Origin of the sequence: Marinobacter litoralis, from assembly GCF_003336705.1 — a bacterium.
GTDB lineage: Bacteria > Pseudomonadota > Gammaproteobacteria > Pseudomonadales > Oleiphilaceae > Marinobacter > Marinobacter litoralis.
Genome location: NZ_QMDL01000003.1, coordinates 735,626 through 760,307, shown reverse-complemented (window position 1 = coordinate 760,307; position 24,682 = coordinate 735,626). Strand labels below are relative to the sequence as shown.

General features: G+C 55.0%; 25 protein-coding genes. 13 read left to right on the top strand and 12 right to left on the bottom strand.

The genetic code is table 11. The features are described 5' to 3' along the window. Window positions 1–96 precede the first annotated feature (96 nt). Together DOQ08_RS13130 and DOQ08_RS13125 are read right to left on the bottom strand one after the other, a co-directional pair. A complete protein-coding gene (locus tag DOQ08_RS13130) occupies window positions 97–1,254 on the bottom strand; it encodes an NAD(P)/FAD-dependent oxidoreductase (protein ID WP_114335400.1) in 1,158 nt (385 codons plus the stop codon). 16 nt (window positions 1,255–1,270) lie between these two features. Continuing rightward, window positions 1,271–1,438 (bottom strand): rubredoxin, encoded by a 168-nt coding sequence (locus tag DOQ08_RS13125; protein ID WP_114335399.1) that lies wholly within the window; start codon window positions 1,436–1,438, stop codon window positions 1,271–1,273. A gap of 274 nt (window positions 1,439–1,712) precedes the next feature. On the opposite strand from DOQ08_RS13125, the gene DOQ08_RS13120 reads away from it, so the two are divergent. From DOQ08_RS13120 to phoR, 5 genes are all read left to right on the top strand, one after another. Beyond that, window positions 1,713–2,270, top strand: coding sequence for a hypoxanthine-guanine phosphoribosyltransferase (locus DOQ08_RS13120; RefSeq protein WP_114335398.1), 558 nt, complete (start codon window positions 1,713–1,715; stop codon window positions 2,268–2,270). After that, window positions 2,251–2,817, top strand: coding sequence for a chorismate--pyruvate lyase family protein (locus tag DOQ08_RS13115; RefSeq protein WP_114335397.1), 567 nt, complete (start codon window positions 2,251–2,253; stop codon window positions 2,815–2,817). Before DOQ08_RS13120 ends, DOQ08_RS13115 begins: the two co-directional genes overlap by 20 nt. 55 nt (window positions 2,818–2,872) lie before the next feature. Then, window positions 2,873–3,769: a 4-hydroxybenzoate octaprenyltransferase gene (ubiA, locus tag DOQ08_RS13110; protein WP_206074868.1), complete on the top strand. Its 897-nt coding sequence runs from the start codon at window positions 2,873–2,875 to the stop codon at window positions 3,767–3,769. 105 nt (window positions 3,770–3,874) lie between these two features. After that, window positions 3,875–4,567, top strand: coding sequence for a phosphate regulon transcriptional regulator PhoB (gene phoB / locus DOQ08_RS13105; protein ID WP_114335395.1), 693 nt, complete (start codon window positions 3,875–3,877; stop codon window positions 4,565–4,567). Between the two features lie 50 nt (window positions 4,568–4,617). Beyond that, complete coding sequence (gene phoR / locus DOQ08_RS13100; protein ID WP_114335394.1) at window positions 4,618–5,937, top strand: phosphate regulon sensor histidine kinase PhoR; 1,320 nt, start codon at window positions 4,618–4,620, stop codon at window positions 5,935–5,937. Here the strand turns inward: phoR and DOQ08_RS13095 are convergent. Continuing rightward, window positions 5,934–6,827 carry a response regulator gene (locus DOQ08_RS13095; protein ID WP_114335393.1) on the bottom strand — a complete coding sequence of 298 codons (894 nt, stop codon included), beginning with the start codon at window positions 6,825–6,827 and terminating at the stop codon, window positions 5,934–5,936. The two genes, phoR and DOQ08_RS13095, sit on opposite strands and share 4 nt — an antisense overlap. A gap of 225 nt (window positions 6,828–7,052) precedes the next feature. Here DOQ08_RS13095 and DOQ08_RS13090 point away from each other — a divergent pair, with 225 nt between their 5' ends. Genes DOQ08_RS13090 through DOQ08_RS13080 form a run of 3 tightly spaced genes read left to right on the top strand, consistent with a single transcriptional unit; the run spans window position 7,053 to window position 10,072 of the window. Further along, window positions 7,053–8,288, top strand: a complete 1,236-nt coding sequence (locus DOQ08_RS13090) for a lytic murein transglycosylase (protein WP_114335513.1) — start codon at window positions 7,053–7,055, stop codon at window positions 8,286–8,288. Window positions 8,289–8,348: 60 nt separating this feature from the next. Further along, entirely contained in the window at window positions 8,349–9,377 is a 1,029-nt protein-coding gene (locus tag DOQ08_RS13085) for a metal-dependent hydrolase (RefSeq protein WP_114335392.1), read from the top strand. Next, on the top strand, window positions 9,377–10,072 hold the full coding sequence (locus DOQ08_RS13080) for a pseudouridine synthase (RefSeq protein ID WP_114335391.1): 696 nt from the start codon (window positions 9,377–9,379) through the stop codon (window positions 10,070–10,072). Before DOQ08_RS13085 ends, DOQ08_RS13080 begins: the two co-directional genes overlap by 1 nt. Here DOQ08_RS13080 and pbpG read toward each other — a convergent pair. After that, window positions 10,059–10,940, bottom strand: coding sequence for a D-alanyl-D-alanine endopeptidase (gene pbpG / locus DOQ08_RS13075; protein WP_114335512.1), 882 nt, complete (start codon window positions 10,938–10,940; stop codon window positions 10,059–10,061). The genes DOQ08_RS13080 and pbpG overlap by 14 nt on opposite strands. Before the next feature lie 193 nt (window positions 10,941–11,133). Here pbpG and DOQ08_RS13070 point away from each other — a divergent pair, with 193 nt between their 5' ends. Beyond that, a complete protein-coding gene (locus tag DOQ08_RS13070; RefSeq protein WP_114335390.1) occupies window positions 11,134–11,763 on the top strand; it encodes an HPP family protein in 630 nt (209 codons plus the stop codon). Between the two features lies 1 nt (window position 11,764). Here the strand turns inward: DOQ08_RS13070 and DOQ08_RS13065 are convergent, their stop codons facing one another. The 7 genes from DOQ08_RS13065 to cysZ all read right to left on the bottom strand — a co-directional run bounded on the left by DOQ08_RS13065 (window position 11,765) and on the right by cysZ (window position 20,119). Next, window positions 11,765–12,055 (bottom strand): type VI secretion system PAAR protein, encoded by a 291-nt coding sequence (locus DOQ08_RS13065; protein WP_114335389.1) that lies wholly within the window; start codon window positions 12,053–12,055, stop codon window positions 11,765–11,767. Between the two features lie 111 nt (window positions 12,056–12,166). Then, entirely contained in the window at window positions 12,167–12,778 is a 612-nt protein-coding gene (locus tag DOQ08_RS13060; protein ID WP_114335388.1) for a Yip1 family protein, read from the bottom strand. Between the two features lie 258 nt (window positions 12,779–13,036). Further along, window positions 13,037–13,243 carry a cold-shock protein gene (locus tag DOQ08_RS13055; protein WP_008939715.1) on the bottom strand — a complete coding sequence of 69 codons (207 nt, stop codon included), beginning with the start codon at window positions 13,241–13,243 and terminating at the stop codon, window positions 13,037–13,039. A gap of 263 nt (window positions 13,244–13,506) precedes the next feature. Further along, the gene (gene crcB, locus DOQ08_RS13050) at window positions 13,507–13,887 is read right to left on the bottom strand and encodes a fluoride efflux transporter CrcB (protein ID WP_114335387.1); all 381 of its coding nucleotides are present in this window, start codon (window positions 13,885–13,887) and stop codon (window positions 13,507–13,509) included. A 14-nt stretch (window positions 13,888–13,901) separates the two neighbouring features. Further along, the gene (locus tag DOQ08_RS13045; protein WP_114335386.1) at window positions 13,902–16,349 is read right to left on the bottom strand and encodes an acyl-CoA dehydrogenase; all 2,448 of its coding nucleotides are present in this window, start codon (window positions 16,347–16,349) and stop codon (window positions 13,902–13,904) included. A 138-nt stretch (window positions 16,350–16,487) separates the two neighbouring features. Next, on the bottom strand, window positions 16,488–19,352 hold the full coding sequence (gene rapA / locus DOQ08_RS13040; protein ID WP_114335385.1) for an RNA polymerase-associated protein RapA: 2,865 nt from the start codon (window positions 19,350–19,352) through the stop codon (window positions 16,488–16,490). A 17-nt stretch (window positions 19,353–19,369) separates the two neighbouring features. Beyond that, a complete protein-coding gene (gene cysZ, locus DOQ08_RS13035; RefSeq protein WP_114335384.1) occupies window positions 19,370–20,119 on the bottom strand; it encodes a sulfate transporter CysZ in 750 nt (249 codons plus the stop codon). A gap of 94 nt (window positions 20,120–20,213) precedes the next feature. On the opposite strand from cysZ, the gene DOQ08_RS13030 reads away from it, so the two are divergent. Further along, window positions 20,214–20,594: a VanZ family protein gene (locus DOQ08_RS13030; RefSeq protein WP_114335383.1), complete on the top strand. Its 381-nt coding sequence runs from the start codon at window positions 20,214–20,216 to the stop codon at window positions 20,592–20,594. A 483-nt stretch (window positions 20,595–21,077) separates the two neighbouring features. Here the strand turns inward: DOQ08_RS13030 and DOQ08_RS13025 are convergent, their stop codons facing one another. After that, a complete protein-coding gene (locus tag DOQ08_RS13025) occupies window positions 21,078–21,737 on the bottom strand; it encodes a class I SAM-dependent methyltransferase (RefSeq protein WP_114335382.1) in 660 nt (219 codons plus the stop codon). Between the two features lie 113 nt (window positions 21,738–21,850). On the opposite strand from DOQ08_RS13025, the gene mnmH reads away from it, so the two are divergent. The 3 genes from mnmH (at window position 21,851) to DOQ08_RS13010 (ending at window position 24,641) form a co-directional block, all read left to right on the top strand. Further along, entirely contained in the window at window positions 21,851–22,966 is a 1,116-nt protein-coding gene (gene mnmH, locus DOQ08_RS13020; protein WP_114335381.1) for a tRNA 2-selenouridine(34) synthase MnmH, read from the top strand. A gap of 119 nt (window positions 22,967–23,085) precedes the next feature. Further along, entirely contained in the window at window positions 23,086–23,919 is an 834-nt protein-coding gene (locus DOQ08_RS13015) for a mechanosensitive ion channel family protein (protein WP_114335380.1), read from the top strand. Window positions 23,920–24,086: 167 nt separating this feature from the next. Beyond that, window positions 24,087–24,641 carry an aminoacyl-tRNA deacylase gene (locus tag DOQ08_RS13010; protein WP_114335379.1) on the top strand — a complete coding sequence of 185 codons (555 nt, stop codon included), beginning with the start codon at window positions 24,087–24,089 and terminating at the stop codon, window positions 24,639–24,641. The last annotated feature ends 41 nt before the right edge of the window (window positions 24,642–24,682 follow it).

Genomic DNA, 24,682 nt, shown 5'->3' with positions numbered 1-24,682 from the left:
TTACGAATAGTTTTCTACCTCAGGCGCAGGTTTTACGCAATGCTAATCGGGAAAAGAAACCAGCCCGCCAGAGTCCAGCACCTGAACACCGCTCCCCTAATCCTGATGGATGGGCGGCACCTGTTTCGCCAGTGCCTGTTTCTCAACGGCAAACCGGCCGGTCACAGCAAATCCGAGAACGTCGCCCGACGAAGCCTTGAACACGGCTTTCACATCGGAGCCCTCTTGTTCCACCTGCCATTCGCCTTCCGCGCCTTTTGGCGGCGGGCACACCGCGGTTGGGCAACAAGGCGTTTTGATCATAATCGGCATAGTGCCGTAGCGCACTTCCGTTCGCTGGCCCGTCAAGGTTTTTGCCAGCGCCCGCGCGCTCGCCATTAAGGGCAGAACGTACAACAAAACCTGGCCGTCTACTTCGGCGCAATCTCCCAGTGCAAAAACATCCGGAGCCGAAGTTTCCAGCGCGCGATTCACGGTGATGCCACGGCCAATGTTCAAGCCCGCCGCTCTCGCCAGCTCAACACGAGGACGAAGGCCCACCGCCGAGACCACCAAATCTGCCTCCAGCACTTCACCGTTGCCGAGTGTTACCCGCACACCCTGCTCCTGCCGGTCTACCCGATCTACCACGGTTCCCAAATGGAAACGCGCGCCCAGCTCGGTCAATTCATGCTGAACCGCTTTTGCGGCGGCCTCTGGCAGCAAACTGGGCATTACGTTGGCATCCGGTGCAATGACATCCACCTCGTAGCCACCATTGCGCAGATCGTTGGCAAACTCGCAGCCAATCAAGCCCGCTCCCATAATGGCGACGCGCTTGCCACCGTGCAGGGCTTTTCGGAACGCGCGGTAATCAACCAGATCATTGATGGAATGGATATGCTCCTGGCCATCGCCCTCAATGCCCAGGCGAATCACATCAGCACCCCAAGCCAGCACCAATTTGCCATAACGCAAACGCTCATCACCCAGAATCAAATCACGACTCTCGGTATCAATCCCCGTCACGGTACTAAACGTGCGCACAGTCACGTTCAGCTGTTCCGACATGGCTGCCGTTTCAGCCTGGGCCAAACCATCGGCATCTTTGCCTTTGGTAAAACCGGTCGAGAGCATGGGTTTGGAATAGCTCACACCATCATCGGCGGTGATCATAATGACCGGCGTTTCTTTATCGAGCTTGCGCAGTTCTTTCACCAACGAATATCCGGCGAGCCCGGTACCGACAATAACAATGGGCGCTGGGTGTGACATGTTTGTGCTCCGTCTATCAGCTGATTTCGATCATCTCGAAGTCTTCCTTCCCCACGCCGCAGTCCGGGCATTCCCAATCGTCCGGCACGTCTTCCCAAAGCGTTCCAGGCTCGATACCGTCTTCCGGCCAGCCTTCCGCTTCATCGTATATCAGCCCACAAACCACACACTGCCACTTTTTCATAATCATTCCTCAATCAAAATTCTCGGGCGAAAAACCTGTCCGACAATACATCAATCAATCAAAAGTTCAAGAGCACAGGCGGCTCAAGATCACTCATATTTGAAAACTGCAGCTATCATAACTGCCTCACTCGTACCGACCAATGCCGGATGCGACACGCTCCGCCACTTTACCGGCCAATAGCAGTAATTACACATAACGATCACGCGATCCGCTCTCCCTTCAGGCCTCTCGGTTCGGTATAATCTGCCGTTTTGAGACAGGACCGACCGTTATGACCGATACCGTCGCCGAAATGAACCAAGTGATGGCTGAAGCTGACTGCTTAGTGAATGACCAGCAAGTCAGTACAGCAATCGACAACATGGCGAAAGAGATTACTGATCGCCTGAAAGACAGCAACCCGCTGTTGTTCTGCGTCATGAATGGTGGTCTTATCCTGACCGGCCAGTTGCTTCCAAGGCTTAATTTCCCTGTTCAAGCCGAGTACCTGCATGCCACCCGTTACCGGCAGGAAACCACCGGCGGCATTCTGGAATGGAAGCTGCAACCCGAAGCCGATATGAAAGACCGCACCGTACTGATAGTCGACGACATTTTGGACGAGGGCACTACCCTGTGTGCAATCGCCGATTACTGCAAGGCACACGGTGCCCGTGAAGTTCTGACCGCTGTCCTGGTCGACAAAGATCACAACCGCAAGGCAAAACCTGACCTCAAGGCAGACTTTACCGGTCTGTCGGTCGAAGATCGCTTCCTGTTCGGCTACGGCATGGACTACAAAGGGTACTGGCGTAACGCCCCCGGTATTTATGCTGTCAAAGGACTTTGATACCGCGCCCGGGCTAACCATCCCCCCTACCCATTGGTATCGGTCATTGGCAGCTGCCGGACTCCAAAACCCGGATGTTCACGGCCCGGCTCTCCACTGGTTGCAGGTGGAAGGTTCGTTTACCAAAGCGTTGCAGAAAAAATGCCGCTCAAGCTTTCAGGTAAACGTTATCCGGGAAGGGTTTGCCGAGCCGTCTGACGAAGAAGCTCGGCGCTTATCCATTCCCCGCCGTCAAAAAGCCTGGATCCGGGAAGTGCAGCTGTGCGGGGATGGCCAGCCTTGGGTACTCGCACGCACCATTATCCCCGTCAGCTGTCTTGAAGGCCGTGGCCGGCGCCTGTTGAATCTTGGCAACAAACCCTTAGGCGCGTATCTGTTCAGCAGCCCGGACTGGGTGCGAGGCCCGCTGGAAACCGGGCTCTGCCAACCGGAACTCCCCAACCAACCCCAGCTGGCCCGCCGCTCGCTGTTCCATTGCGGCCAAACCGCTCTCATGGTCTGCGAGTTCCTCTTACCAGCACTGTATCAGCCGCAACACCCGCTTTAACCTGCACCACACTGGTGGCTATAATCAGGCCTCCACCCCTACGCTCGACGAACGGATGATCATCACCATGTTGCAGAACGCTCTGCCTGAGCACGTTCAAGCACGCTTAACCGATTATGCAAAGCTGCTTCGTATCGACCGCCCTATTGGCACCCTGTTACTGCTATGGCCAACCTACTGGGCGCTATGGCTGGCAGGCAATGGCAGCCCATCCGTTGCCAATATAATTATATTCACCCTCGGTGTGTTCATGATGCGAGCCGCTGGCTGTGCGATTAATGATTTCGCCGACCGGGAGTGGGACCGGCACGTGGAGCGCACCCAAGACCGCCCACTAACGACCGGTCGCATTCAAGCCTGGGAAGCCATCGCGCTGTTCGGTAGCCTTTGCCTGATTTCGTTCCTGATGGTGGTACTGTTCACCAATTCGCTCACCTTGTACCTGTCGTTTGGCGGCGCGATTCTGGCGTTCATCTATCCGTTCATGAAACGCTACACGCATCTGCCCCAGCTCTTTCTTGGGGCAGCTTTCAGCTGGGCTATTCCAATGGCTTGGGCCGCCGAAGCCAATGAGCTCAGCCAACTCACCTGGCTTCTATTCACAGCAAACGTTCTCTGGACCGTGGCTTACGACACCTTCTACGCCATGGTAGATCGCGATGACGATTTAAAAGTGGGAATCAAATCGACCGCCGTTCTGTTCGGTGATGCCGACCGAGCCATACTTGCCGTGCTCCAGACTCTGGTGATTCTGGTGCTGATTATGGTTGGGAGGCAGGCAGATCTCGGCAGCTTCTATTACTTAGGCTTAGTGGTCATGGCCTGCTTGTTCGTTTACCAACAATACCTGGCGAAGGATCGTGCCCGGGACGGTTGTTTCAAAGCTTTTCTGAACAACAATTGGGCCGGGCTTGCCGTGTTTGTCGGCTTAATTCTGGACTTAGCGCTGTAACCACCCGCTCCTGTCATAAACTTGTAACCTAGGCACGTTGTAATGGGTCGGTAACAATTCTGGGAGCAACGAATGGACTCCCCTGCTTGATACAGGTTGAAGCTCATGACTGGAAAAACTGTGCTGATCGTTGACGACGAAGCGTCAATCCGTGAAATGATTGCCGTCGCGCTGGAAATGGCCGATTACAACTGCCTCGAGGCTGCCGATGCCCTCGAAGCGCATACCCTGATCGTCGACAAACAGCCCGACTTGATTCTGCTGGATTGGATGTTGCCCGGCACCAGCGGGGTGGAGCTCGCCCGGCGCTTGAAAAAAGACGAGGCCACCGCCGATATCCCCATCATCATGCTCACGGCGAAGGTCGAGGAAGACAACAAGATTCAGGGGCTCGAAGTCGGCGCTGACGACTACATCACCAAGCCATTCAGCCCAAGGGAATTGGTCGCTCGCCTTAAAGCAGTATTGCGCAGGGCAACCCCTGCCGGTGTAGACAGCCCGATTGATGTCGAGGGTCTGATACTCGACCCCGTCAGTCACCGCGTTTCTACGCCGGCCGGCCCTCTTAATATAGGGCCGACCGAATACCGTTTACTTCAGTTTTTTATGACGCACCAGGAACGGGTATATACTCGTACTCAACTGTTGGATCAGGTTTGGGGTGGCAACGTCTATGTGGAAGAGCGCACCGTAGATGTGCACATCCGGCGGCTACGAAAAGCCTTGGGGTCCGACTACGACCATCTGGTTCAAACCGTTCGCGGTGCGGGCTATCGTTTTTCAACCAAAGTGGCCTGACATGTTCGACATCCCTTCTCATCAGACGCAGCACGGCCGGGCAGGTATGGATGCGGTATAACTGGTCCCGTTATTTGCGCCTGATTTTAGCGGGTATCGCCGGGACTACCCTGATTGGCTGGTACTTTGGCTTTCCGCTGTACGGCTTGCTTACCGGACTAACGGTCTATTTATGGTGGACGTTGTTACAGGCCCGCCGCCTTTACCAGTGGCTGGGTAACCCCAGCGCGTCTGACGAGCCGCCCCAAAGCATCGGCATGTGGGGACATATTTTCGACAGCCTGCACAAACTGCATCAAGGTCACCTGAGCAGACAGGACTCTCTGCGATCGCGCATCAACCGGGTACAAGATTCCACCAACTCCATGCGTGAAGGTGTGATTATGACCAACACCAAGGGAGAAATGGAGTGGTGGAACGATGCCGCCGAATATCTTTTGGGTTTCAGGCGCGGCACTGACCGAGGCCAGTACATACAGAACCTGATTCGATCTCCGGCCTTCAAAACCTACTTTGACAAACGGGATTACGCCGAACCTCTAGAGCTGAATTCTCCAGCCAAGCCGCACATTTATCTTGAGTTTCAGATCAACCAGTTCGGGGATGACGACCGCTTGATCGTGGCCAAAGACGTTACCCGGCTGCACCAGCTCGAGCAGATGCGCAGAGACTTTATTGGCAACGTATCCCATGAGATGAGAACACCGCTGACGGTCATCAGCGGGTACCTTGAAACCATGGTCGATCACGGTGAAGAATTACCCGCAAAATGGCGCAGAGCCGTCCAGACCATGGCGACCCAATCGTCTCGAATGGAAGCGCTGATCACTGACCTGATTCTGCTTTCCATGATAGAAACCGGGGAGCACAGCGCCGACCAGGAATCGATCGACGTAAAAGCGATGATTGGTCAAATCGGCAACGATGCCCGAGCCCTCAGTGGCGACAAGAATCACCACATCGATATCAGCGTGGCCGGCCAGCCCCTGCTGAAAGGTGATCACAAGCAACTACGTAGCGCCTTTTCAAATCTGGTTTTCAACGCGGTGAAGTACACGCCACCCGGCGGGCGTATAACGGTTACTTGGAGGTCCGACAGGGACGGAGCTCACCTGTCCGTTAAGGACACCGGCATCGGCATAGACTCAACTCACATTCCGCGCCTAACAGAACGGTTTTATCGAGCTGACCCCAGCCGGCACCAAGACACAGGCGGCACAGGGTTGGGGCTGGCCATCGTTAAACACGTTTTAATCAACCATGACGGCCATCTGGAAATTAACAGCCGTGTTGGCGAAGGCAGTGAATTTACCTGCCATTTCCCGAAAGGACGAGTGATTGAAGGCGTGCCAGAGCAAACCGCGCGCTAGACTGCTCCGGAACGGAACCGAGCCACAAACCGGGACAGGTCTTCCAACTTTTTAGGGTCTTCGTCAACAAAGCGAATGGTCACGCTGACAAAATCCGTATCCTGCCGCTTATCAACCGCCTGCAGCTGGTGCACGTAGCCGTTCAGGCGGGCCATAGCCCCTTCGCCGATATCAATATCCACAACCGCCTGGTCCAGAATGCCCGGAAAGTCCTGATCGCGCTTAGCAATCACACGCACCTCGGTCAGACTGATGTCTTTTACCACCGACTTAAGCGTACTTTCCGCAAATCTCACCGCAGCCACATTGGCCGCTCGGGGTGACGACTTCCGGCTAGCGGGATTGGCTCCGGACGGGGTCAATAACGGGTTTTGAGGGGCTGGGCTTGGCCCTGCATCTTTTGCCACCGGCTCTTGCCCGTCCCGCTTCTGGGTGAGCAAATCGGCAGTGTCCGAAAACGCGCCCACCGGACGACTGGAAGGCGATGCCTTTAGCTCCGCAGCCAACTGCAACCGCCGGCCCATTACCTTCATAATTTTCTTGCTGAGCCCCTCCGGACTGAACGGCTTGCCAAGATACTCGGACACCCCCTCTTTCACCGCCTCAACAACGTGCCCTTTATCACCACGGCTGGTGATCATAATAAAAGGAACCTTCTCGTATTGAGGTTGCTGGCGCATCCATTGCAACAATTCCAATCCCGACATTTCGGGCATTTCCCAATCACACAGCACCAAATCAAACGTTGTGCGCGACATTAGTGATTGCGCCCGGCGACCATTCGGGGCATCGGTTGTTTCAATCATCGGAAAACGCTGTCGCACGGTCCGTTTTATGAGGTCCCGCACGAAACTGGCATCATCCACCACCAGTGCCTTCAAACTCACCATACCTGCCATTGCTCCGGGATTGCTGAATGCCTTCAACTATAGAACATTCACCACGACCTGGGGCCGGATCAACACAAAAAGACAACAATCCCTCGCCTTTCAGAACCCCATTAAACAATTGTCACCTGCCGAGCCTTACGGCGACGTTTCCTTATCGAAAAAACACGCTACCATGGCCGTTCCGATTTCATTATTTGGTTTACGAGGTTCACTGTGGCTCAGCTCATGACACGGACGACATTACGGCGCGCAATTACCGCCCTAACCTTCTCTGCTCTGTCCCTTACCGCGCAGGCAGATTCAGTGTCAGAGGGCGAGCCTACAATGACGGAAACAGCCTTCGCTGAGTGCAAAGAGACGCTGCACGATAAAGCGGTTCAGGGGGGCGTAAGCGAAAAAACGGCAACATCCGTATTGGCAGACGTTGAGTATCTGGAGCGCGTGATTGAACTGGATCGCCGCCAGCCCGAGTTCACCACCACCTTCGCGGACTACTTCAATCGCAGGGTTAACGAAGCCCGCATCACCAAAGGCCGGGAATTACTCCAGGAGCACCACGAACTACTGGCACGCGTAACCGATGAAACCGGCGTGCCCGCTCCCTATCTTCTGGCATTTTGGGGTCTTGAAACCAATTTCGGCAGCTATTTCGGAAAAATGCAGGTGCCCAGCGCCTTGGCCACCCTGGCCTGTGATCCTCGACGAACCACTTTCTTTACCGAACAGTTTGTGGCCGCCTTGCAAATCATCGACGAAGGAGCCATCCCACTCGGGCAAATGGAGGGTTCTTGGGCTGGCGCCATGGGCCACGTGCAATTCATGCCGACGGTATTCCTGAAGCACGCGGTTGATGCCGACGGCGATGGCCGCAGAGATCTGTGGAACAGTCTGCCAGATGCCATGATGTCCGCAGGCCGCTTCCTGCAGTCCATGGGCTGGGATGGCGATTACCGCTGGGGGCGCGAAGTGCTGATTCCACGTAGCTTCGATTTCAATCTGGCGGATGGTCGCCGCTTGCCACTGAGTGAGTGGAACAAGCGGGGCATCACTGACGTCTACGGTAATGCCCTCGACGACGAACCTATCGAAGCCGCATTGGTGGTTCCGGCAGGGCACCAAGGCCCGGCCTTTCTGGCGTACAACAACTTCCGCGTGATCATGGGCTGGAACCGCTCCGAGTTTTACGCCATTTCCGTAGGCCACCTTGCCGACCGCATTGCCGGAGCCGGCGGGCTGAAGAACCCGCCACCAGAAGATCAACCCGCTTTGTCTCGGGATCAGGTGATCCAGCTACAAGAAAGCCTGAGCGAAAAAGGCTATCCCAGCGGGAAAGCCGACGGCATTCTTGGCTCCAACACCCGCAAAGCCATTCGCGCTTTCCAAAAAGCTGAAGGCATGATCGCAGACGGTTTCCCTTCGGCGCAGTTGCTCCAAAAGCTCGAGATCAAGACGAACGGCTGAACTCCTGCCCGAATCCGCGCATAATATCGGCAACTTCAGCAACGATATTATCCGGGCTTCATGGACTCAATCACTCAAATAGCTTTGGGCGCTTCGATTGCCGGCGCAGTCGCCGGCAAGACACTTGGCCGTTCGGCTTTGCTGACCGGTGCGTTTCTGGGCACTCTGCCCGATTTGGATGTGCTGATTGACTACGGCACAGCGGTAGCGAACTTCACCCAACACCGGGGCTTCAGCCATTCGTTGTTGGTGTTGGCCCCTTTGTCATTTCTGATTGCCTGGGGATTGTCCCGCTGGCAGCCGAAGGTGTCATACCCGCGTTGGCTGGCGCTGGTGGGATTGGTGCTGCTTACCCACCCGCTGCTTGACACTTTTACCACCTACGGCACCCAATTGTTATGGCCGTTCGGCGGGCCACTTGCGGTCAGTAGCATCTTCATCATTGATCCACTCTACACCCTGCCCTTGCTGTTCGGATGCCTCGCCTTCCTGGTCCGCCCACCTGCCACCAAATCACTCGCACTAGGCTTGCTCCTGTCATCGCTGTATCTGGGCTGGACCGTTACTGCGCAGCATTTGGTCACCGAGAGAGTCAAGCCAGCCCTTGCTGCAGCTGGCTTGGGCGATGCTGCCCTAATGGTGCAACCAATGCCATTCAATACGGTACTGTGGCGGGCAACGGCGATCACCGATGACATACGCGTGGAAATCGTAACAGGCTTTTTTGACGGGGATAACGAACTAACCCTGGAGCGCTTTGCTCGTGACCCAGAACTCGCCCAATTGGTTTCCCTTCTCCCCGAAGCCCAGCGGCTGGAATGGTTTACCAACGGTTTCTTGCACTATGAACTTAGTAACCAACAAATAACCGCCACGGATATACGCTTGGGAATACCCGGCGCACACCCGTTCACCTTTGCATTGGCCGAAGTTCAGGGCGCAGACCTGACCGCGCTTCCCAGCGGCCAACTACCCCGGCCCGCTATGAATCCGGATGCTCTGCCGGTGCTTTGGTCGCGGCTCACAGGCAAAACACCCGCCCTTTGCCTTCGAACCCTCAGTGCACCTCTGGAAGGGGGGAGCTGTTAATGCGGCTGGACCAATTTATTGCCTCCAGCACAGAGCTCTCGCGCAAAGAAGTCAAAAAAGCGGTGGGCAAAGGGCGAGTGCAGGTAAATGGCGTTACTGTCCGATCAGCAAACCTGCAGGTTGACGACGATGCCGTGGTCGCACTTGATGGCACCAAGGTCCATTTGCCGGGCCATGTCTATTTAATGATGAACAAACCGGCCGGGGTCATCAGCGCCACCACAGATAGCAGCCAACCAACGGCGATTGACCTACTCCCTTCAGATTTCGGCTCGAAGGTCCATATTGCGGGCCGACTCGATAAAGACACTACCGGCCTGTTGCTGCTGACCAGCGATGGCCAATGGTCCCACCAAATCACGTCGCCCCGCAGAGATTGCCCGAAAACCTATCAGGTTGAATTGGCAGAGCCTCTTTCAAGCGAGGCCAAAACGAAGCTGGAAACGGGGCTTTTGCTTAAAGATGAAGACAAACCCACGCTGCCGGCTCGCGTGGTGACTTGCTCGGACACTTCGATCGAACTAACGATTGCCGAAGGCCGCTACCATCAGGTAAAACGCATGCTGGCTGCCGTTGGTAATCATGTGACGGGACTGCATCGGTTGCGTATCGGTGAAATCACACTCGACCCGGCGTTGATACCGGGCCAATACCGGGAGCTGACCGAAGACGAAATTCGTTCTATTGCCCGTTAGGAACACTTGAGGGAGCATTCTTTTCCTGTTCGTAAAGCCGCGCAGCTTTTGCAACCGAGCCAGGTTCACCCGTCGCCAGCCATCGTTTGATGCGCCCGGCATCCCCCATAGGAGAGCGGGTTCCCAAAGAATCCAGCAGGACAGTAATCACGTCTTTTCCGCCCATATCGGAAACCATGACCAAACAGCGCCCTGCCTCCTTGAGATAGCCGGTTTTACTCAGGCTCACACCCCAGCGCTCACTGTGCACCAAGGAATTCGTGTTGCCATAGGACAGGCTGTAGCGGGGTTTTCGGAACTCGGCTCGAAAGTATCCCGTGGTCGAGTACTCACGAATTTGGGGATGCTTTAACGCAGCCTTTGCCAGCAAAATAAGATCAGCGGCTGACGAGACATTCTGTGCCGACAACCCGGTGGGATCGACAAACCGGGTGTTGGCCATGCCTAGCACTCTAGCTTTATTGTTCATCGCTTCAACAAAGCCATCAAATCCTTTCGGGAACGAGCGGGCCAAGGTATAGGCTGCAAAGTTCTCTGAGGCCATCAAGGCGATCCGCAAAACATCTTTCCGGCGCAACTGGGAGCCAACCCGGATACGAGTCCAGGCATTTGCGGCGGCGGGCAGGTGCCGTTCTTCGAACGTCAGCCATTCGTTCATATCCAAACCCGACTCCACAACCACCAAGGCAGTCATCAATTTGGTGACCGACGCTACAGGCACGGGCCGGTCAGCGAACTTTTCCACCAATAAGTTGTTGCCATCTACCAGAGCAACCGCAGCACTCGCGGACGCGAGGTTGGGGCCCTCGAAGGTTTTTCCATGGTTTGCAAACGGCACCAAAACAAGTAATAACAACCACAATCTCATGGAACAACCCATACCGCTATTAACCCACCTTCTGCACAATCTAGAGGGTGGCTACTATAACAGCGCAGCCGTTTGGACGCAGGCGCGAGATACGGTTATTCATAACCTCCTTAAGCGTTATCGGAAATCCTTGTTTGTTTTGATTTTGGACAAGCCGTAGTATTGCGCACCCTTTTGGTGCAATGGAACAAGCATGGGTATTCGTAACGAACGGTTGCGCTGGCAGCTCGCCACCGGGTTGCTGAAGGCGCTTCATCTGGAAAATCTGGCAAAGCGATACAGTCGTAAGACAGTACTCGCCGGTTTCAACCTAATTAATGGCGGCCTCAGCATTGCGCTGGTGTCGTTTGTCGCTCTGGTCACTCAGGAAGCGTTCATTTTCCCATCCTTGGGCGCGACTGCGTTTATCCTGTTTTACATACCCATGGCCCAACCCGCCTCACCCAAGAACACTTTGTGTGGCCATTTGATTGGTGCGTTAATGGGTTTGCTGAGCCTTTACTTGTTTGGCCTGCAAGAACAGTCGTCGGCATTTATGACTGGTGTAGATATGCCCCGTGTTGGTGCAGCGGCTCTATCACTGGGATTAACAGGATGTCTGATGGTGTTGTTCAATGTTGCCCACCCACCCGCGGGTGCAACCGCATTGATCGTATCCTTGGGGTTGATGCCAGACCCGGCCCAGCTTCCTGTGCTGATGGCAGGTGTTGCATTGTTGCTCGCTCACGCTTTCGCCATGAACCGGCTCGCGGGTATTCCTTATCCGCTTTGGTCCACTGAAGCCGGCTCGCCCGCACCATCGACATCGTCAGTCGCGCAGTAAATCAACCGCCGATGATCACGGTGCCGGTACCGATGGTCACCCCACCACAGGATACTGCGCTGCCGGTAATGGCAGCTGGCTGCCCATTAATCATGACCGTCGCCGAGCCTGCAGCAATAGCGCGGGGATGTGGCGGGTGTTTGGGCTTGGAGTGAGGCGCTAAAGGATCGCCTAGTCGGGCAACGGGCTTACCGTCAACCAAGACATCGGGAGAGCCTGCAATGACAGGTGTTGGAGGGAAACCGGCGTGATCCATGCCCAGATCACCCAAAAGTACGATGGGCTTACTCATCCTCTGATTCCTTTCAAAATTGAGTTTAGGGCCGACATCCTATAACGATTTCGGCCCTACCCCAAGCCGGCACTTTCATCCTTAGAAGTGCCGCACACTTCGAACCAGCAATCAGCCGCTGATAAAGACCGGACCGACTCCCAGGTTCCACAGGATAACCGAACCGCCCCGTGTTGTTACCAATATCACCAATGCAACCGTTAGCAACGCGCCGCCATACATAACGGCCCGCTCTTTCTCGATACCCATCACGATAGGCAGCCCGTCGTACATTAACCAAGCGCTATAGGCAGCCGCCGCCAGGAAAACAAACGCATTAAACCATGGAACCGGATACAGCAGAGCAAAGCCTGCAAGGAACATGGGGGTGCAAGAGTAGGCCGCTAGTGCCACTCCGTTGGACGGCACGTGTTCTTCTTTCGCGCCATAGGTCTTGGCCATCCAGTTAATAGCATAACCCAACGCGAACACACCCACGAGCATCGCGACATAGGTCAGAACACTCAGCTGAATGGCACTGATTTCAGTTAACTTGATTAACCGTTCGTTGCCGATCGTCCAGCCAAAATGGGCAGTGGAGATATAGGCACAAATAGGCGCAATGGCGGCTAAAGCCAGCACATAGGCCACGTAGAGTTTCATCGGACTTTCATGTTCTTTACGTATCGATGCCCACTCTTGGCCTGGGTGGGTAAAGAGACCGAACGCATGAGACAGCAGCATAAACTACCCCGCATTTTACTGTTGTTAGTATCGGGACACACGGCACCCGAGATTACTCAGGTTTTCTGCCGTTTGTAGCTTTAACTATAGTCAAGAACAGCGGGGACAACAGGAACGTTTGATTCTATTTCGTTCATAGCCGCGCGCGGTCAGATCATTTGGTTCTTGCAGCCCGACAGTGCAGGCACTTTTCTTTCTCCAGAAACGCAAAAAGGCAGCCGAAGCTGCCTTTTGATGTTGTGCCTGAATCTTTAAAGATTACAGAGCAACAACGTTCTCCGCCTGAGGACCTTTCTGGCCCTGAGTTACGGTGAACTCTACCTGCTGGCCTTCGGCCAGAGTCTTGAATCCTGAGCCTTGAATGGCGCTGTAGTGAACAAATACGTCCGGGCCGCCTTCACGAGTGATAAAGCCAAAACCCTTAGCTTCGTTGAAGAACTTAACAGTACCGGTAACAGTAGACATACGTAAACTTCCTGAAATCAATCATTTTTTCTGCTGCCACACACCATTCTGATGCTGGTCAGCGTGTATACGGAAAAACTGAACTCGCGGGATCAAAAACAGGACGGCACTACTAACTGCGGAGGTACGTCTTATTCATGAACTGCTTTGCTAATCTTTCCTTCAGTAAACACTCTACTCTGGAATATCGGGCTTGCCAAGAGTCTTTGTAAGATTTTGTGTAGGTAAAGATACACAGGCGGGAACCGACTTATTTGCCGGCATTAACCCTTAAGCAAAGTGAAGGTCCAGAAACCAAAAGCAGTCATCAAGATCGAGCCAATAACGTGCAACAATATCCCGGCCAAGGCCGCGGCCCACTTACCGTCTTGAAGCGCGCCAAATATTTCCAGGGAAAAAGTCGAAAAGGTTGTCAGGGCACCACACAATCCGGTGATCGCAAACAAGCGCCATTCCGGTGCCAGCGAATTGTTGATTGAGAAAAAACCAATCAATACGCCAATCAGCCAGCCCCCCAGAAGATTAGCGGCCAAAGTGCCCCAAGGTACCACGTGGTATGAAGCATTCAGCCACAAACCCAAAGCCCACCGAAGGTTGGCACCAATCACGGCGCCAACACTTACGGCAAGGGCAGACAACCACATCTCAGCTCAAGTCCTTAAGCCGGATTGTGGTCGATAAGCGTGTCTTTGTTACGGGCAAACTCATCAAACGGGAAGTCGTCCACGGTCAGCATTTCAAGCACCAGTGCCTCATACTCACGCATGAAGTCGGCTTCCTCTTGAGTGAACACCTCCGCCTTAAGAGCTGCTTCAAAGCGCTCTTCCGGATGCAAGGCTGTCATGGGGAGCTCGCCTTTTGCGTAGGCTTTCGTAGCCTTCCGATACAACTGCTCCGCTTTGTCGTAATCCTTCAGCAAATGGTTGTACTGGGCTACCGGATTTGGCACATCGCCTTCACCGTCAGTTGTCCAGGCACCCGCCAGCAACTTTTTACGCAGTGGGGTGTCTTTGGAGATGGCCTGGGCCAAGGCACGGGTCGACTTATCGCTCGGCTCCGCCCAGCTTCGACCAAGCGGCAGAGTGATCACCCGCAATGCGATGGCCACCGGCCGGTTTGGCAGATTCTTGAGGAACTCGTCCAGTGCGGTTTCGGTGCGATTCAACAGCAAAGTCATGCTGTATTCCATCAGTTCTTTTTCGCCTTCCGCCGGCTGCCCCTCGTGCCAGTTCTTCAGCACCATAGAACCCAGGTACAGGTTCGCCAACATGTCGCCCAAGCGCGCCGACAATAGCTCACGCATCTTCAGCTCGCCACCCAGCGTGGACATAGCGGCATCGGCACACAGCCCGAATGCAGAGCTGAAGCGCGCCAACGCCTGTGCGTATTTGCTGGAAGCGCTGTCGAGCGGTACGTCCGCCTTACCGATACCAAAGGCCTGAGTAAAGGCGCGTGCGGCGTTTCCGAAGATCAGGCCCGCGTGGCCAAAGAAAGCTTCATCGAAGGCTTTCAGATCATCGTTATCTTTAGCAGCCAGCTCTTTCAACACGTATGGATGGCAACGAATGGCGCCCTGCCCGAAGATCATCAGGCTACGGGTCATGATGTTGGCACCCTCCACCGTGATCGATACCGGCATACCACTGTAGCCAATACCGAGGTAGTTACGGGGCCCAAGGGTAACCGCTTTACCACCGTGTACATCCATGGCGTCCGTCAGAATGTCACGCTGGAACTCGGTAAGGTGGTATTTCAGGATGGCAGACGGCACCGCCGGCTTCTCACCCCTGTCAATCATGTTCGCGGTGTGATTAACCGCAGATTGTGCAATGTAAGTCTTGCTGGCAATTCGTGCCAAAGGTGCCTGCACACCTTCCATTTCGGCTACCGGGGTATTGAACTGGCGGCGAACGCGGGTAAAGCCACCCGCCGTACCAACGGAGTACGCCGCTGCACCGGCCGCGCCGGACGGCAGTGTAATACAGCGACCAACCGACAGACACTCAACCAGCATACGCCAGCCTTGGCCGGCCATTTCCTGACCACCGATAATGTAATCCAGCGGAATGAAGACATCCTTGCCCTTGATTGGTCCGTTCATGAACGGCGAACCGATCGGGCAATGACGACGGCCAATTTCCATTCCGTCGGTATCGCGAGGAATCAAGGCGCAGGTAATACCATGATCTTCGGTATCACCCAACAGACCGTCAGGGTCAAACATCCGGAACGCCAGACCCACAACGGTGGCCACCGGAGCCAAAGTAATCCAGCGTTTTTCAAAGTTGAGACGGATACCCAGTACTTCTTTCCCGTCAACTTCCTGTTTGCACACGATACCTGTGTCTGGCAACGACGTAGCATCAGAGCCAGCACGTGGGCCCGTCAAACCAAAGCAAGGAATTTCACGGCCATCGGCCAAGCGCGGAAGATAATGCTTTTTCTGTTCTTCCGTACCGTACTTCAGCAACAACTCACCGGGCCCAAGAGAGTTGGGTACACCGACGGTCACCATCAACATTTCGTTGGCGGCCAACTTCTGCAGTACAGCCGTCTGCGCTTTCGCTGAAAAACCCAAACCGCCGTATTCTTTCGGGATGATCATGCCAAAGAATTTTTCTTTCTTCAGAAAATCCCACAGCTCTTTGGGCAGATCTGCACGCTCAACCGCCAAATCCCATGCGTTACACATGCTCACAGCTTGCGTGCACTGGTTGTCCACGAAGGCTTGCTCTTCTTCATTCAAGCCACTGTGACGATTGATCAGCAGGTTGTGCCAATCCGGGCGACCCGTAAACAGTTCACCATCCCAGCCCACAGTGCCGGCTTCCAAAGCGACCTTCTCGGTTTCCGAGACTTTAGGTGCCACCTTTTTGAAGGTGGCAAACACCCGCGGGGTCAGCCAGTTAATGCGAAATTGCGGCAAGCCGGCAGCTGCGGTGATGGCGGCACCGACAAACAGCACCAAGCTTAACCAGCCGGAGCCAACGAAAAGGGATAGCACGCCCACAACCAACATCACGCCAATAGCGTGCTTGGCGCCCGATTCCCGACGCATTACAAAGAGTAAGCCGGCTATTGCTGCCAGAAAAAGAATCAAGGTCATTTTAGGTTCTCTCTGTCTTCCATGGATTAAAGCCTTTGTCGCATTGACCCAAGGCTCTGGCTAATGATTCGTGTATTCAACTTACCTTAACAGGTGCCCTTGCGCTAGATAACCGCAAGGGCAAATTCACGGTTTAGGTCACGATGTGACAATCACCCGAATGCCTTCCAACGCCAAGCTGGCATGGCCCACGGCTTCGCGCGCCGCCGCTAACTGGTCACGCAGGAAGTCGACTTCCTCATCACGGATCGCCGGGTTAACCTTTTGCAGCGCTTCGAGGCGCCGGATTTCCGGTTCGAAACCCGCTTCAACCTGAGCCAACGCCTGCTCTTTAAGAGGAATCAGGTGTGGATCAGACAGCCGCTCTGCGTGATCCACCATGGTTTCCACCTCAGCTCGAATTTTGGGCACGATTGCCTGAGCCGTGCGCCGACGAATGTTCGAGCACAACTCGTTCAATCGGTCATGAGGCAAAGCCTTCGACAGATCACGGCCATTCACGTCCACCACCAACCGCAGCGGCGACACCGGCAGGTAACGGGTCAACTGCAGGCTTTCGGGGGCCGGGCAATGCACAGCAAAGACCGCTTCCAGCAACAGAGTCCCCGGCGGCAAAGCTTTAACAGACAAATTGGCCAGTGCCGCCTTACCCAGACCGGAACTGGTGACCGAATCCATTACGCCAGTCACCATGGGGTGTTCCCAGCTCATGAACGCCATATCTTCACGCTGCAACGCCTGTTCACGCTCCCAGGTGACCGTCAGGCCATCTTCTGGCAACTCAGCGACATGGCCAGACTGGTACTGCTCTCCGGGCTTAAGCACATCCGCATGTTCGCTGTGGTCTTCAATATCAACCCCCAGAATATCGAAGGCCTGCACCATGTAATCGCGCACCTGAGCCGAGCCTTCTTCCTTTTCAATCTCGGTGATCAGGGCTTCCGCCTCGTCCCGGCGGCAGGAATTCAACTCGATCAGCGCATCCCGCCCATTGTGCAACAGGGTTTTCAGGCGCTTGGTTTCTTCGGCGCTGGCCGCCAGCAGTGGTTCCAGTGCAGCCTGGTCTCCCTCAAGGGCTTTCTGCCAATCGCTACTGACGTGCTCATGCACCGCAACGCCCACTGCGCAGCTTTCAGCAAAGGCATTCAAGCCTTCATGGAACCAACGATACTGAACTTCCTGACTGGTGCCCTGAAGATAGGGGATGTGAATCTGAATAGCCTGTGTCTGGCCGATACGGTCCAAACGCCCAATCCGCTGCTCCAGCAAGTCGGCATTCGCCGGCAAATCAAACAGCACCAGGTGATGGGCAAACTGGAAGTTACGGCCCTCACTGCCAATCTCAGAGCAAATCAACGCCTGCGCGCCCTGCTCGGTATCTGCGAAATACGCAGCAGCGCGATCCCGCTCGACCAGACTCAAGTGTTCGTGGAAGGCGGCACTGCGAATACCTGCCCGCAGCTGCAAATAACTTTCCAGCGCCATGGCCGTATCGGCGCGGGCACAGATGACAACGACTTTCGCCGGGCGAAGACTGGCCAGCTTTTTCTCCAGCCAAGCCACTCGGGGATCTTCCGCCAGCCACTGCTCTTCTCCAGCGGTTTGCTCAGGTGCCAGGCCCGCATCGCCGAACCTGGCCTGTTCATAGAGCTCCGGGCAAGGCAGAGGTTCCGGCAGCGGCTGGCGCTCGGGGAAACCCTTAATCGCGGCGCGGGTGTTCCTGAACAGAACCCGCCCGGTTCCATGACGATCCAGCAAGGCATCGACAATGGCTTGGTGCGCACTCTCTTGTTTCAGCAACTCGGCCAGCTCGTCGCCCAACCAGTTTTGAAGCGCCGCTTTGTCATCTTCAGAGATACGATCCGGTGTTGCCTGCAACCTGCGCACCACCGAATTGATGGCTTCGTATTGCTGCTCTTCCGCACGGAAGGTCTCCAAATCGTGGAAACGGGCCGGATCCAACAAGCGCAAACGGGCAAAGTGACTGGCTATGCCGACCTGCTCCGGGGTTGCGGTTAGCAACAACAGCCCCTTACTGGCAGCAGACAACTCTTCCACCACTTCATATTCCGGGCTTGCCTGTTCCGGTGCCCACGCCAGGTGGTGAGCTTCGTCTACCACCATCAAGTCCCAACCGGCAGCCAAGGCGTGATCGCGGGCCTTCTTGCTCTTCACCAGGAAATCCAGGCTGCACAACACCAACTGGTCCGACTCGAATGGATTTTCGCCATCATCGTCGTCACCGAAGATGTGGTTCACCAGCGCATCGACATCGTCTTGCTGTGCTTTGATGTCGTCGTAACGGCTTTGATCGACGATCGAGAAGCGCAGATTGAACCGGCGAAGCATTTCCACTAACCACTGATGCACCAACGAGTCCGGCACCACAATCAAAGCTCGGCGAGCACGGCCGGTATGCAGCTGGTAGTGCAGAATGAGGCCGGCCTCGATGGTTTTACCCAATCCGACTTCGTCTGCCAACAAAACACGGGGCGCGTGACGTCGGGCCACTTCATGGGCGATGTACAGCTGGTGCGGCAAATGTTGGGTGCGGGCACCAATCAACCCTTGCGCGGCAGACGCCCGGAGCCGGTCCTGGTGTTCAAGCGTGGACACCCGCAAACGGAAGGCACCATTGCGGTCAAACTGTCCCGCAAACAACCGCTGATGGGGTGCTGAAAAGTTCACCGAACCCGCCAGTTTCACTTCCGAAACCTGTACGGTCTGTTCGCCGTCGTCGGCGTGGTACATCAGAATGCCGCCAATTTCTTCTACGGCACGCACGGTATATTTGCTGCCATCAAAGGTTTCAATCTCCTCACCCAACTGGAACACAATTCTGGATAAGGGTGCGTTATCGATGGCGTAGGTGCGTTCTTCATCGGCCGCAGGAAATCCCAGTGTGACCCGGCGACCAGAGATATCGGTAACAATACCCAACCCCAAAGCCGTATCACTGTGGCTAACCCAACGCTGACCGATGGCAAATTCCGATGTTTCCAAGAAACCTCCGCTACAAATTACTGATGTTTTGAATCGTTTTCGTGAACCCAATAGGCTGTTGCACCGCATACGGCGGCCGGAACAACAATCAAGTTCAGTATGGGCACCATGGCTGCCAGCGCGACCGGCAAGCCAAATCCCAGAGCCGACAATCGGCTGGCCGCAAGGTCTCTGCGCAGTTTGGGGAAACTGACCTTGTGGTTATCGGCGGGAAAATCCACGTATTGCAGGGCCATCATCCAGCTATTGAACAGAAACCAGAGCACTGCTGCCGCTAAATTAACAACAGGAATCAGGCCGATAATGAACAACCCTAACGCTCTCGGCAGGTAATAGGCGATTTTCTGCACCTCGCGCCAAAGTGCTCGAGGAATATCTTTCACAATCGCAGCCCAACTCCCTTCGGTGCTGACCTCCTGGCCGGTAAGATGTTTTTCCGTTAATTCGGCGAGATAGCCGTAAAAAGGCGAACCAATCAGGTTCGCGATAATGACAAAACCGTAGGCCAGCATCAGCAAAATCACCACGCCATACAGCAGCCAGAACAGCCAATCCAGGGCTTGCAACCAAGCCCAATCAGGCAGCCACGCCATAGCGCCGGCGATCATTACGGCAAACAGCTCCGCCAGGAAGTAAAACAGTAGTCCGAACAACAGAACGTTGATCACAAGTGGAATGATCACGAACAACCGAAGGCCGGGTTGGCGAATCAGCCTGAACCCCTCTCCCAGGTAGCCCAGTCCTCGAAAAAAGTTTCCCTTGAGCATTGCTGGTGGTCCTCCGCTGCCATGACAATAACGGGGCGCAAAGCATATCATGTCACGTTCAATCCCACAGCCCGCAACTACACCCGGATTTTCTATGCGTCGTTTTCGACAAGCTCTTTATTCACTCTTGCACATGACCCGACTCTGGCAAGCGGTGCTGTTTCTATCCCTTGCGGCTATCTTATATTTGGCAACCACCAGCCAGAGTTACCCCATTCCGTCCTCTACCAACGACAAGATCAATCATTTGATCGCTTTCGCCGAGTTGACCATTGTCACTCGCCTTGCATGGCCGCGCCTCGGTTTTTACTGGTTTGCGCCGGCACTGTTAGGGTTTGGCTTTGCTCTTGAAGCCATTCAGGCTACGTTGCCCTACAGGGATTTCTCTCTGGCCGATGTCGCGGCCGACGCGCTTGGCATTGCTGTCGGCATGCTGCCTTGGCCGGGCGTTCGGCGCATCGGGACAAGCACGTAAGAAAACCTCCTGCGACCTTGTGCGATATATCTCACAAGTCCGTAGGAACTTTCGGCTTCATTGCGTGGGCAGCTCATCACCTGGCACATCAAAATACACATAACCCATTAATTTAACGTAATTATTTCCGAAATCATTCAAAACAGATCCAACTTTTCGTGCCGAGGTCACAGGTTTGCAACAGAAGCCTTGGTATAGTGTTTCTCGTCAGGGATGACAGGGAAATGGACGACGCATTGGACGCACCCCCACAAGGATTGAGGGGAGAGGCAAGGACACATGGACGCCTCGCTTAAGGGAAACTGAATTGGATTGCCGGCTCGGACGCCGGCACCAGGGAAAGGCAAAGGATCCAGCAACATGGCTGTTGCTCACCGCGCAAGGACGCGCTATTTGTTCCGACTGTGAACTGCTCAGGATGGCGGTTCAGTACCTGTGAAGGGCGGCTCCCGAGTCGCCCTTTATTTTTTTCCTTCCCGCTTGCTACCACCCGCCTTCTGCCAGATATATTCGAACCTTATTAAACTCTTCGAACTCATTCAGATCGGGCCAGGTCCTCGCCTCGACGGTGCCTTGAAGCCTATAAGCCTTATTTCCAAGATCTTTAACCCTGGAATCCGCCAATAGCACCTGCTCGGCCGCACGTTGAAAGGCTGCCAACAACGGTCGATTTTCCGGGTCGTAGAGCACATCGGCGGCCGTTACCAGATCGAGATCCTTGGGTCGGTTCGCCCAATCGTCACACAACTCCACCTCAACACCGTTGAGCTTGGCATTTGCTGCGGCGGCATCCAACGCTGCCGGGTCAATGTCACAGGCAATTGAGCGTGCCGCGCCCGCTCGGGCCGAGGCCACCGCTACCACACCGGACCCGGAACCGAAATCCAGCACCGTTTTGCCTTCAACCAGTTCAGGGTGATCCAGAATCCACTGCGCAAGGACCTGGCCACTAGCCCAGCAAAATGACCAGTAAGCAGGCTCCGCAACCACCGCCTGCGCTTCATCATGGCTCAGCGGGCCTTCCAGAACTGAGGGGTCAAACAAATAAAGCGGCATGTTCGGACAACCCGCGGGCGCTGACTCAGCCACGCGGCCCCGGCTTAGCGTCTTACGAAGGTGCTGATTGAGGTGTTCTGGCGTCATCATCGGTCCTGTCAGGTGCATTAACAGACGACATTGTACCCTTAGCCATGATGCCGCGATAATGGCAGTCCGGTATACTTCCGGCTCACTCAAAACCACAGTGACCCGAGGACATGGCCAGTAGACCCGATACCGATGATTACCTGAACCTGTTCCTGAACGATGTGCCGCTAATGGACGTGCGCGCACCGATTGAGTATGACAAAGGCAGCTTCCCAACTGCCGTCAACGCGCCTCTGATGAATGACGAAGAGCGCCATCGCATCGGCATCTGCTACAAGGAAAAGGGACAGGACAAAGCCATCGAGCTCGGCCATCAACTCGTTTCAGGCGACATCAAAGCTCAAAGAATTGAAGCCTGGAAGCGCTTTACCACTCAGCACCCGAACGGCTACCTGTTTTGCTTCCGCGGCGGCCTGCGCTCCAGACTGACTCAACAGTGGATCAAAGATTCCGGTATCGATTACCCGCTTATCAAAGGCGGTTACAAAGCGCTGCGCCGGTTTCTGATCGATAGCCTCGATGCGCTCATCGAAAAACAAGATTTTCAGGTGCTCAGCGGCCGCACCGGCACCGGCAAAACCCGGGTATTGTTAAGCCTTCCTAATCCTGTGGACCTTGAGGGGCTTGCCAATCATCGAGGCTCAAGCTTTGGCCGCCAGGTCAGCCCACAACCTTCCCAGATCGACTTCGAAAACGGTCTGGCAGTAGCGATGCTGAAAGCCCACCACCAAGTAGGCGGCACCATCTACCTTGAAGACGAAAGCCGCCTGATTGGCCGCTGTGCCATGCCTGAGCGCCTACGGGCACGAATGAGCGAATCGGGCTTGCTGATTCTGGAACAGCCCATGGAGGAGCGCATTGCCATCATTCGGGCTGATTATGTGGAAAACATGCTGGCTGATTACATCGCGCGCGATGGCGAAGAAGCCGGTTGGCTCAACTTTCGGGAATACCTGCTCAGTGCTTTGGATCGCATTCGCAAACGTTTGGGTGGTGAGCGGCATCAACTATTACGCGATCAGATGGAGCAGGCGTTGGAGCAACAGGAAAGAGGTTCTGTTGAAGCTCACAACCGCTGGATCCAGAACCTGCTCCAGGACTATTACGACCCCATGTACGACTACCAGCTCAGCCAAAAACAAGGCCGGATACTGGTACGTGGCGGCCCCAGAGAAATCATCGAGTACGCCCGAACCCATCACAATGACCGCCCCAGCGAAGCCTAATTTGCATCACGCGGTTCGCTGACTCTAGGATACGTGCCTATACTGGAGCAGGTTAATTCCTATAAGACAGTAAGTTACCGTGTTTGCACGAGCACTCAAAAACACCAAGGAGCGTTTCTATGGAAGAACTATTCAGCGATAGCGGCAAAGCGTCCGAATTATTGGAGCAAGGCATGGCAATGGTCATGGCCTACGCCCCCAAAGTACTTCTTGCCGTCATTACCCTCATTGTTGGCCTGTGGCTGATCAATCGTTTTGTCGCTGTTTTGGACAAAAAACTGGGCCAAAAAGACCCGACTCTGAACAAATTCCTGTGCGCACTGATCGGCGCTATTCTCAAGATCCTATTGCTGATCTCCGTCGCCTCGATGGTTGGCATTGCCACCACCTCTTTCGTTGCCATTATCGGTGCCGCCGGCCTGGCCGTGGGTCTTGCCTTGCAAGGTAGCCTGGCAAACTTCGCCGGTGGTGTCCTGATCCTGATTTTCAAGCCTTTCAAAGTGGGCGACGCTATCGAAGCTCAAGGCTTCCTTGGCTCTGTTCGTGAAATCACCATCCTCTACACCATTATCGACACCTTCGATAACCGTCGTGTTGTTATCCCGAACGGCCAGCTCTCCAATGCCAGCCTGACCAACATGAGCGTTTACGAGACCCGTCGTTGCGACATGTCCTTCGGCATCGGCTATGGCGACGATATCGACAAAGCCAAAGCGGTTGTCCTGCGCCTGATCCAAGAAGACGAGCGCGCCCTGAAAGATCCGGCGCCGATGGTTGTAGTTGGCAGTCTCGGCGACAGCTCAGTAAACCTCACTGTGCGCGCCTGGACCAAAGCCGGTGACCTGTGGCCGTTCAACTGGGACATGCAGGAACGTGTGAAGAAAGCGTTTGATGCGGAAGGCATCTCTATTCCGTTCCCACAGCGCGATGTGCACATGATCAAAGCCGACTAACCGGAACCCTGTCACACAGGCAGAACCGGTTATTCGCAAACCGAAAATCCTGGGCTAAGCTGTCGGTAAGGCGGGCGAATAATGCTCCGCCTGCTACCGGAGCCGGCCCGGGATTTTTTTTTCGGAAGGCTCTACAACCCTGTCCGTACTGTCAGGAGGTTGTATTTATGCCAGTACAGCAGCTTAAAGATTTCCTGGATCAATCCGGCACGGAATACATGTGCCTTAACCACCCTCCCGCCTTCACCGCACAGGAACTTGCACACCACGTTCAGATTGCCGGTGACAAAGTGGCCAAAACCGTCATTCTGGAACTCGATGGCAAAATGGCCATGCTGGTGATGCCTGCCACCTGGCGCATTCGCTGGGACAGCCTGTCCAGGATTCTCGATACGGACTTCGTGGATCTCGCCGATGAGCAGGCCTTTCAAGATCGATTTCCCGACTGTGAAGTCGGTGCCATGCCGCCGTTCGGCAACCTTTTCGACATGACCGTTTACTGCGCCGAGGCACTGACCGAACAAGAAGACTTGGCGTTCGCGGCCGGCAGCCATACCGAGACCATCCACATGAAGACCCGAGACTTTTTGAGCCTCGTGCAGCCTTTAGTGCTGACGCGCGGCTTCAAAAAACCGGGCACCCAAAAGCCGGCGTGGATGCTCAAGGGCCGCCAGCAATCCTCCGAACCTTCACGCCAGCGGGCAACCAGCATGACCGGCTGACCGCTGCCTTCAACCAAAGGCGTCTATTGCGTTCCATCGCT

Bases quoted from the DNA above. Each gene is read 5' to 3' on its own strand.
- DOQ08_RS13130 (WP_114335400.1), bottom strand. From the start codon at position 1,254: ATGTCACACCCAGCGCCCATTGTTATTGTCGGTACCGGGCTCGCCGGA.
- DOQ08_RS13125 (WP_114335399.1), bottom strand. From the start codon at position 1,438: ATGAAAAAGTGGCAGTGTGTGGTTTGTGGGCTGATATACGATGAAGCG.
- DOQ08_RS13120 (WP_114335398.1), top strand. From the start codon at position 1,713: ATGACCGATACCGTCGCCGAAATGAACCAAGTGATGGCTGAAGCTGAC.
- DOQ08_RS13115 (WP_114335397.1), top strand. From the start codon at position 2,251: ATGCTGTCAAAGGACTTTGATACCGCGCCCGGGCTAACCATCCCCCCT.
- ubiA (WP_206074868.1), top strand. From the start codon at position 2,873: ATGATCATCACCATGTTGCAGAACGCTCTGCCTGAGCACGTTCAAGCA.
- phoB (WP_114335395.1), top strand. From the start codon at position 3,875: ATGACTGGAAAAACTGTGCTGATCGTTGACGACGAAGCGTCAATCCGT.
- phoR (WP_114335394.1), top strand. From the start codon at position 4,618: ATGCGGTATAACTGGTCCCGTTATTTGCGCCTGATTTTAGCGGGTATC.
- DOQ08_RS13095 (WP_114335393.1), bottom strand. From the start codon at position 6,827: ATGGTGAGTTTGAAGGCACTGGTGGTGGATGATGCCAGTTTCGTGCGG.
- DOQ08_RS13090 (WP_114335513.1), top strand. From the start codon at position 7,053: ATGACACGGACGACATTACGGCGCGCAATTACCGCCCTAACCTTCTCT.
- DOQ08_RS13085 (WP_114335392.1), top strand. From the start codon at position 8,349: ATGGACTCAATCACTCAAATAGCTTTGGGCGCTTCGATTGCCGGCGCA.
- DOQ08_RS13080 (WP_114335391.1), top strand. From the start codon at position 9,377: ATGCGGCTGGACCAATTTATTGCCTCCAGCACAGAGCTCTCGCGCAAA.
- pbpG (WP_114335512.1), bottom strand. From the start codon at position 10,940: ATGAGATTGTGGTTGTTATTACTTGTTTTGGTGCCGTTTGCAAACCAT.
- DOQ08_RS13070 (WP_114335390.1), top strand. From the start codon at position 11,134: ATGGGTATTCGTAACGAACGGTTGCGCTGGCAGCTCGCCACCGGGTTG.
- DOQ08_RS13065 (WP_114335389.1), bottom strand. From the start codon at position 12,055: ATGAGTAAGCCCATCGTACTTTTGGGTGATCTGGGCATGGATCACGCC.
- DOQ08_RS13060 (WP_114335388.1), bottom strand. From the start codon at position 12,778: ATGCTGCTGTCTCATGCGTTCGGTCTCTTTACCCACCCAGGCCAAGAG.
- DOQ08_RS13055 (WP_008939715.1), bottom strand. From the start codon at position 13,243: ATGTCTACTGTTACCGGTACTGTTAAGTTCTTCAACGAAGCTAAGGGT.
- crcB (WP_114335387.1), bottom strand. From the start codon at position 13,887: ATGTGGTTGTCTGCCCTTGCCGTAAGTGTTGGCGCCGTGATTGGTGCC.
- DOQ08_RS13045 (WP_114335386.1), bottom strand. From the start codon at position 16,349: ATGACCTTGATTCTTTTTCTGGCAGCAATAGCCGGCTTACTCTTTGTA.
- cysZ (WP_114335384.1), bottom strand. From the start codon at position 20,119: ATGCTCAAGGGAAACTTTTTTCGAGGACTGGGCTACCTGGGAGAGGGG.
- DOQ08_RS13030 (WP_114335383.1), top strand. From the start codon at position 20,214: ATGCGTCGTTTTCGACAAGCTCTTTATTCACTCTTGCACATGACCCGA.
- DOQ08_RS13025 (WP_114335382.1), bottom strand. From the start codon at position 21,737: ATGACGCCAGAACACCTCAATCAGCACCTTCGTAAGACGCTAAGCCGG.
- mnmH (WP_114335381.1), top strand. From the start codon at position 21,851: ATGGCCAGTAGACCCGATACCGATGATTACCTGAACCTGTTCCTGAAC.
- DOQ08_RS13015 (WP_114335380.1), top strand. From the start codon at position 23,086: ATGGAAGAACTATTCAGCGATAGCGGCAAAGCGTCCGAATTATTGGAG.
- DOQ08_RS13010 (WP_114335379.1), top strand. From the start codon at position 24,087: ATGCCAGTACAGCAGCTTAAAGATTTCCTGGATCAATCCGGCACGGAA.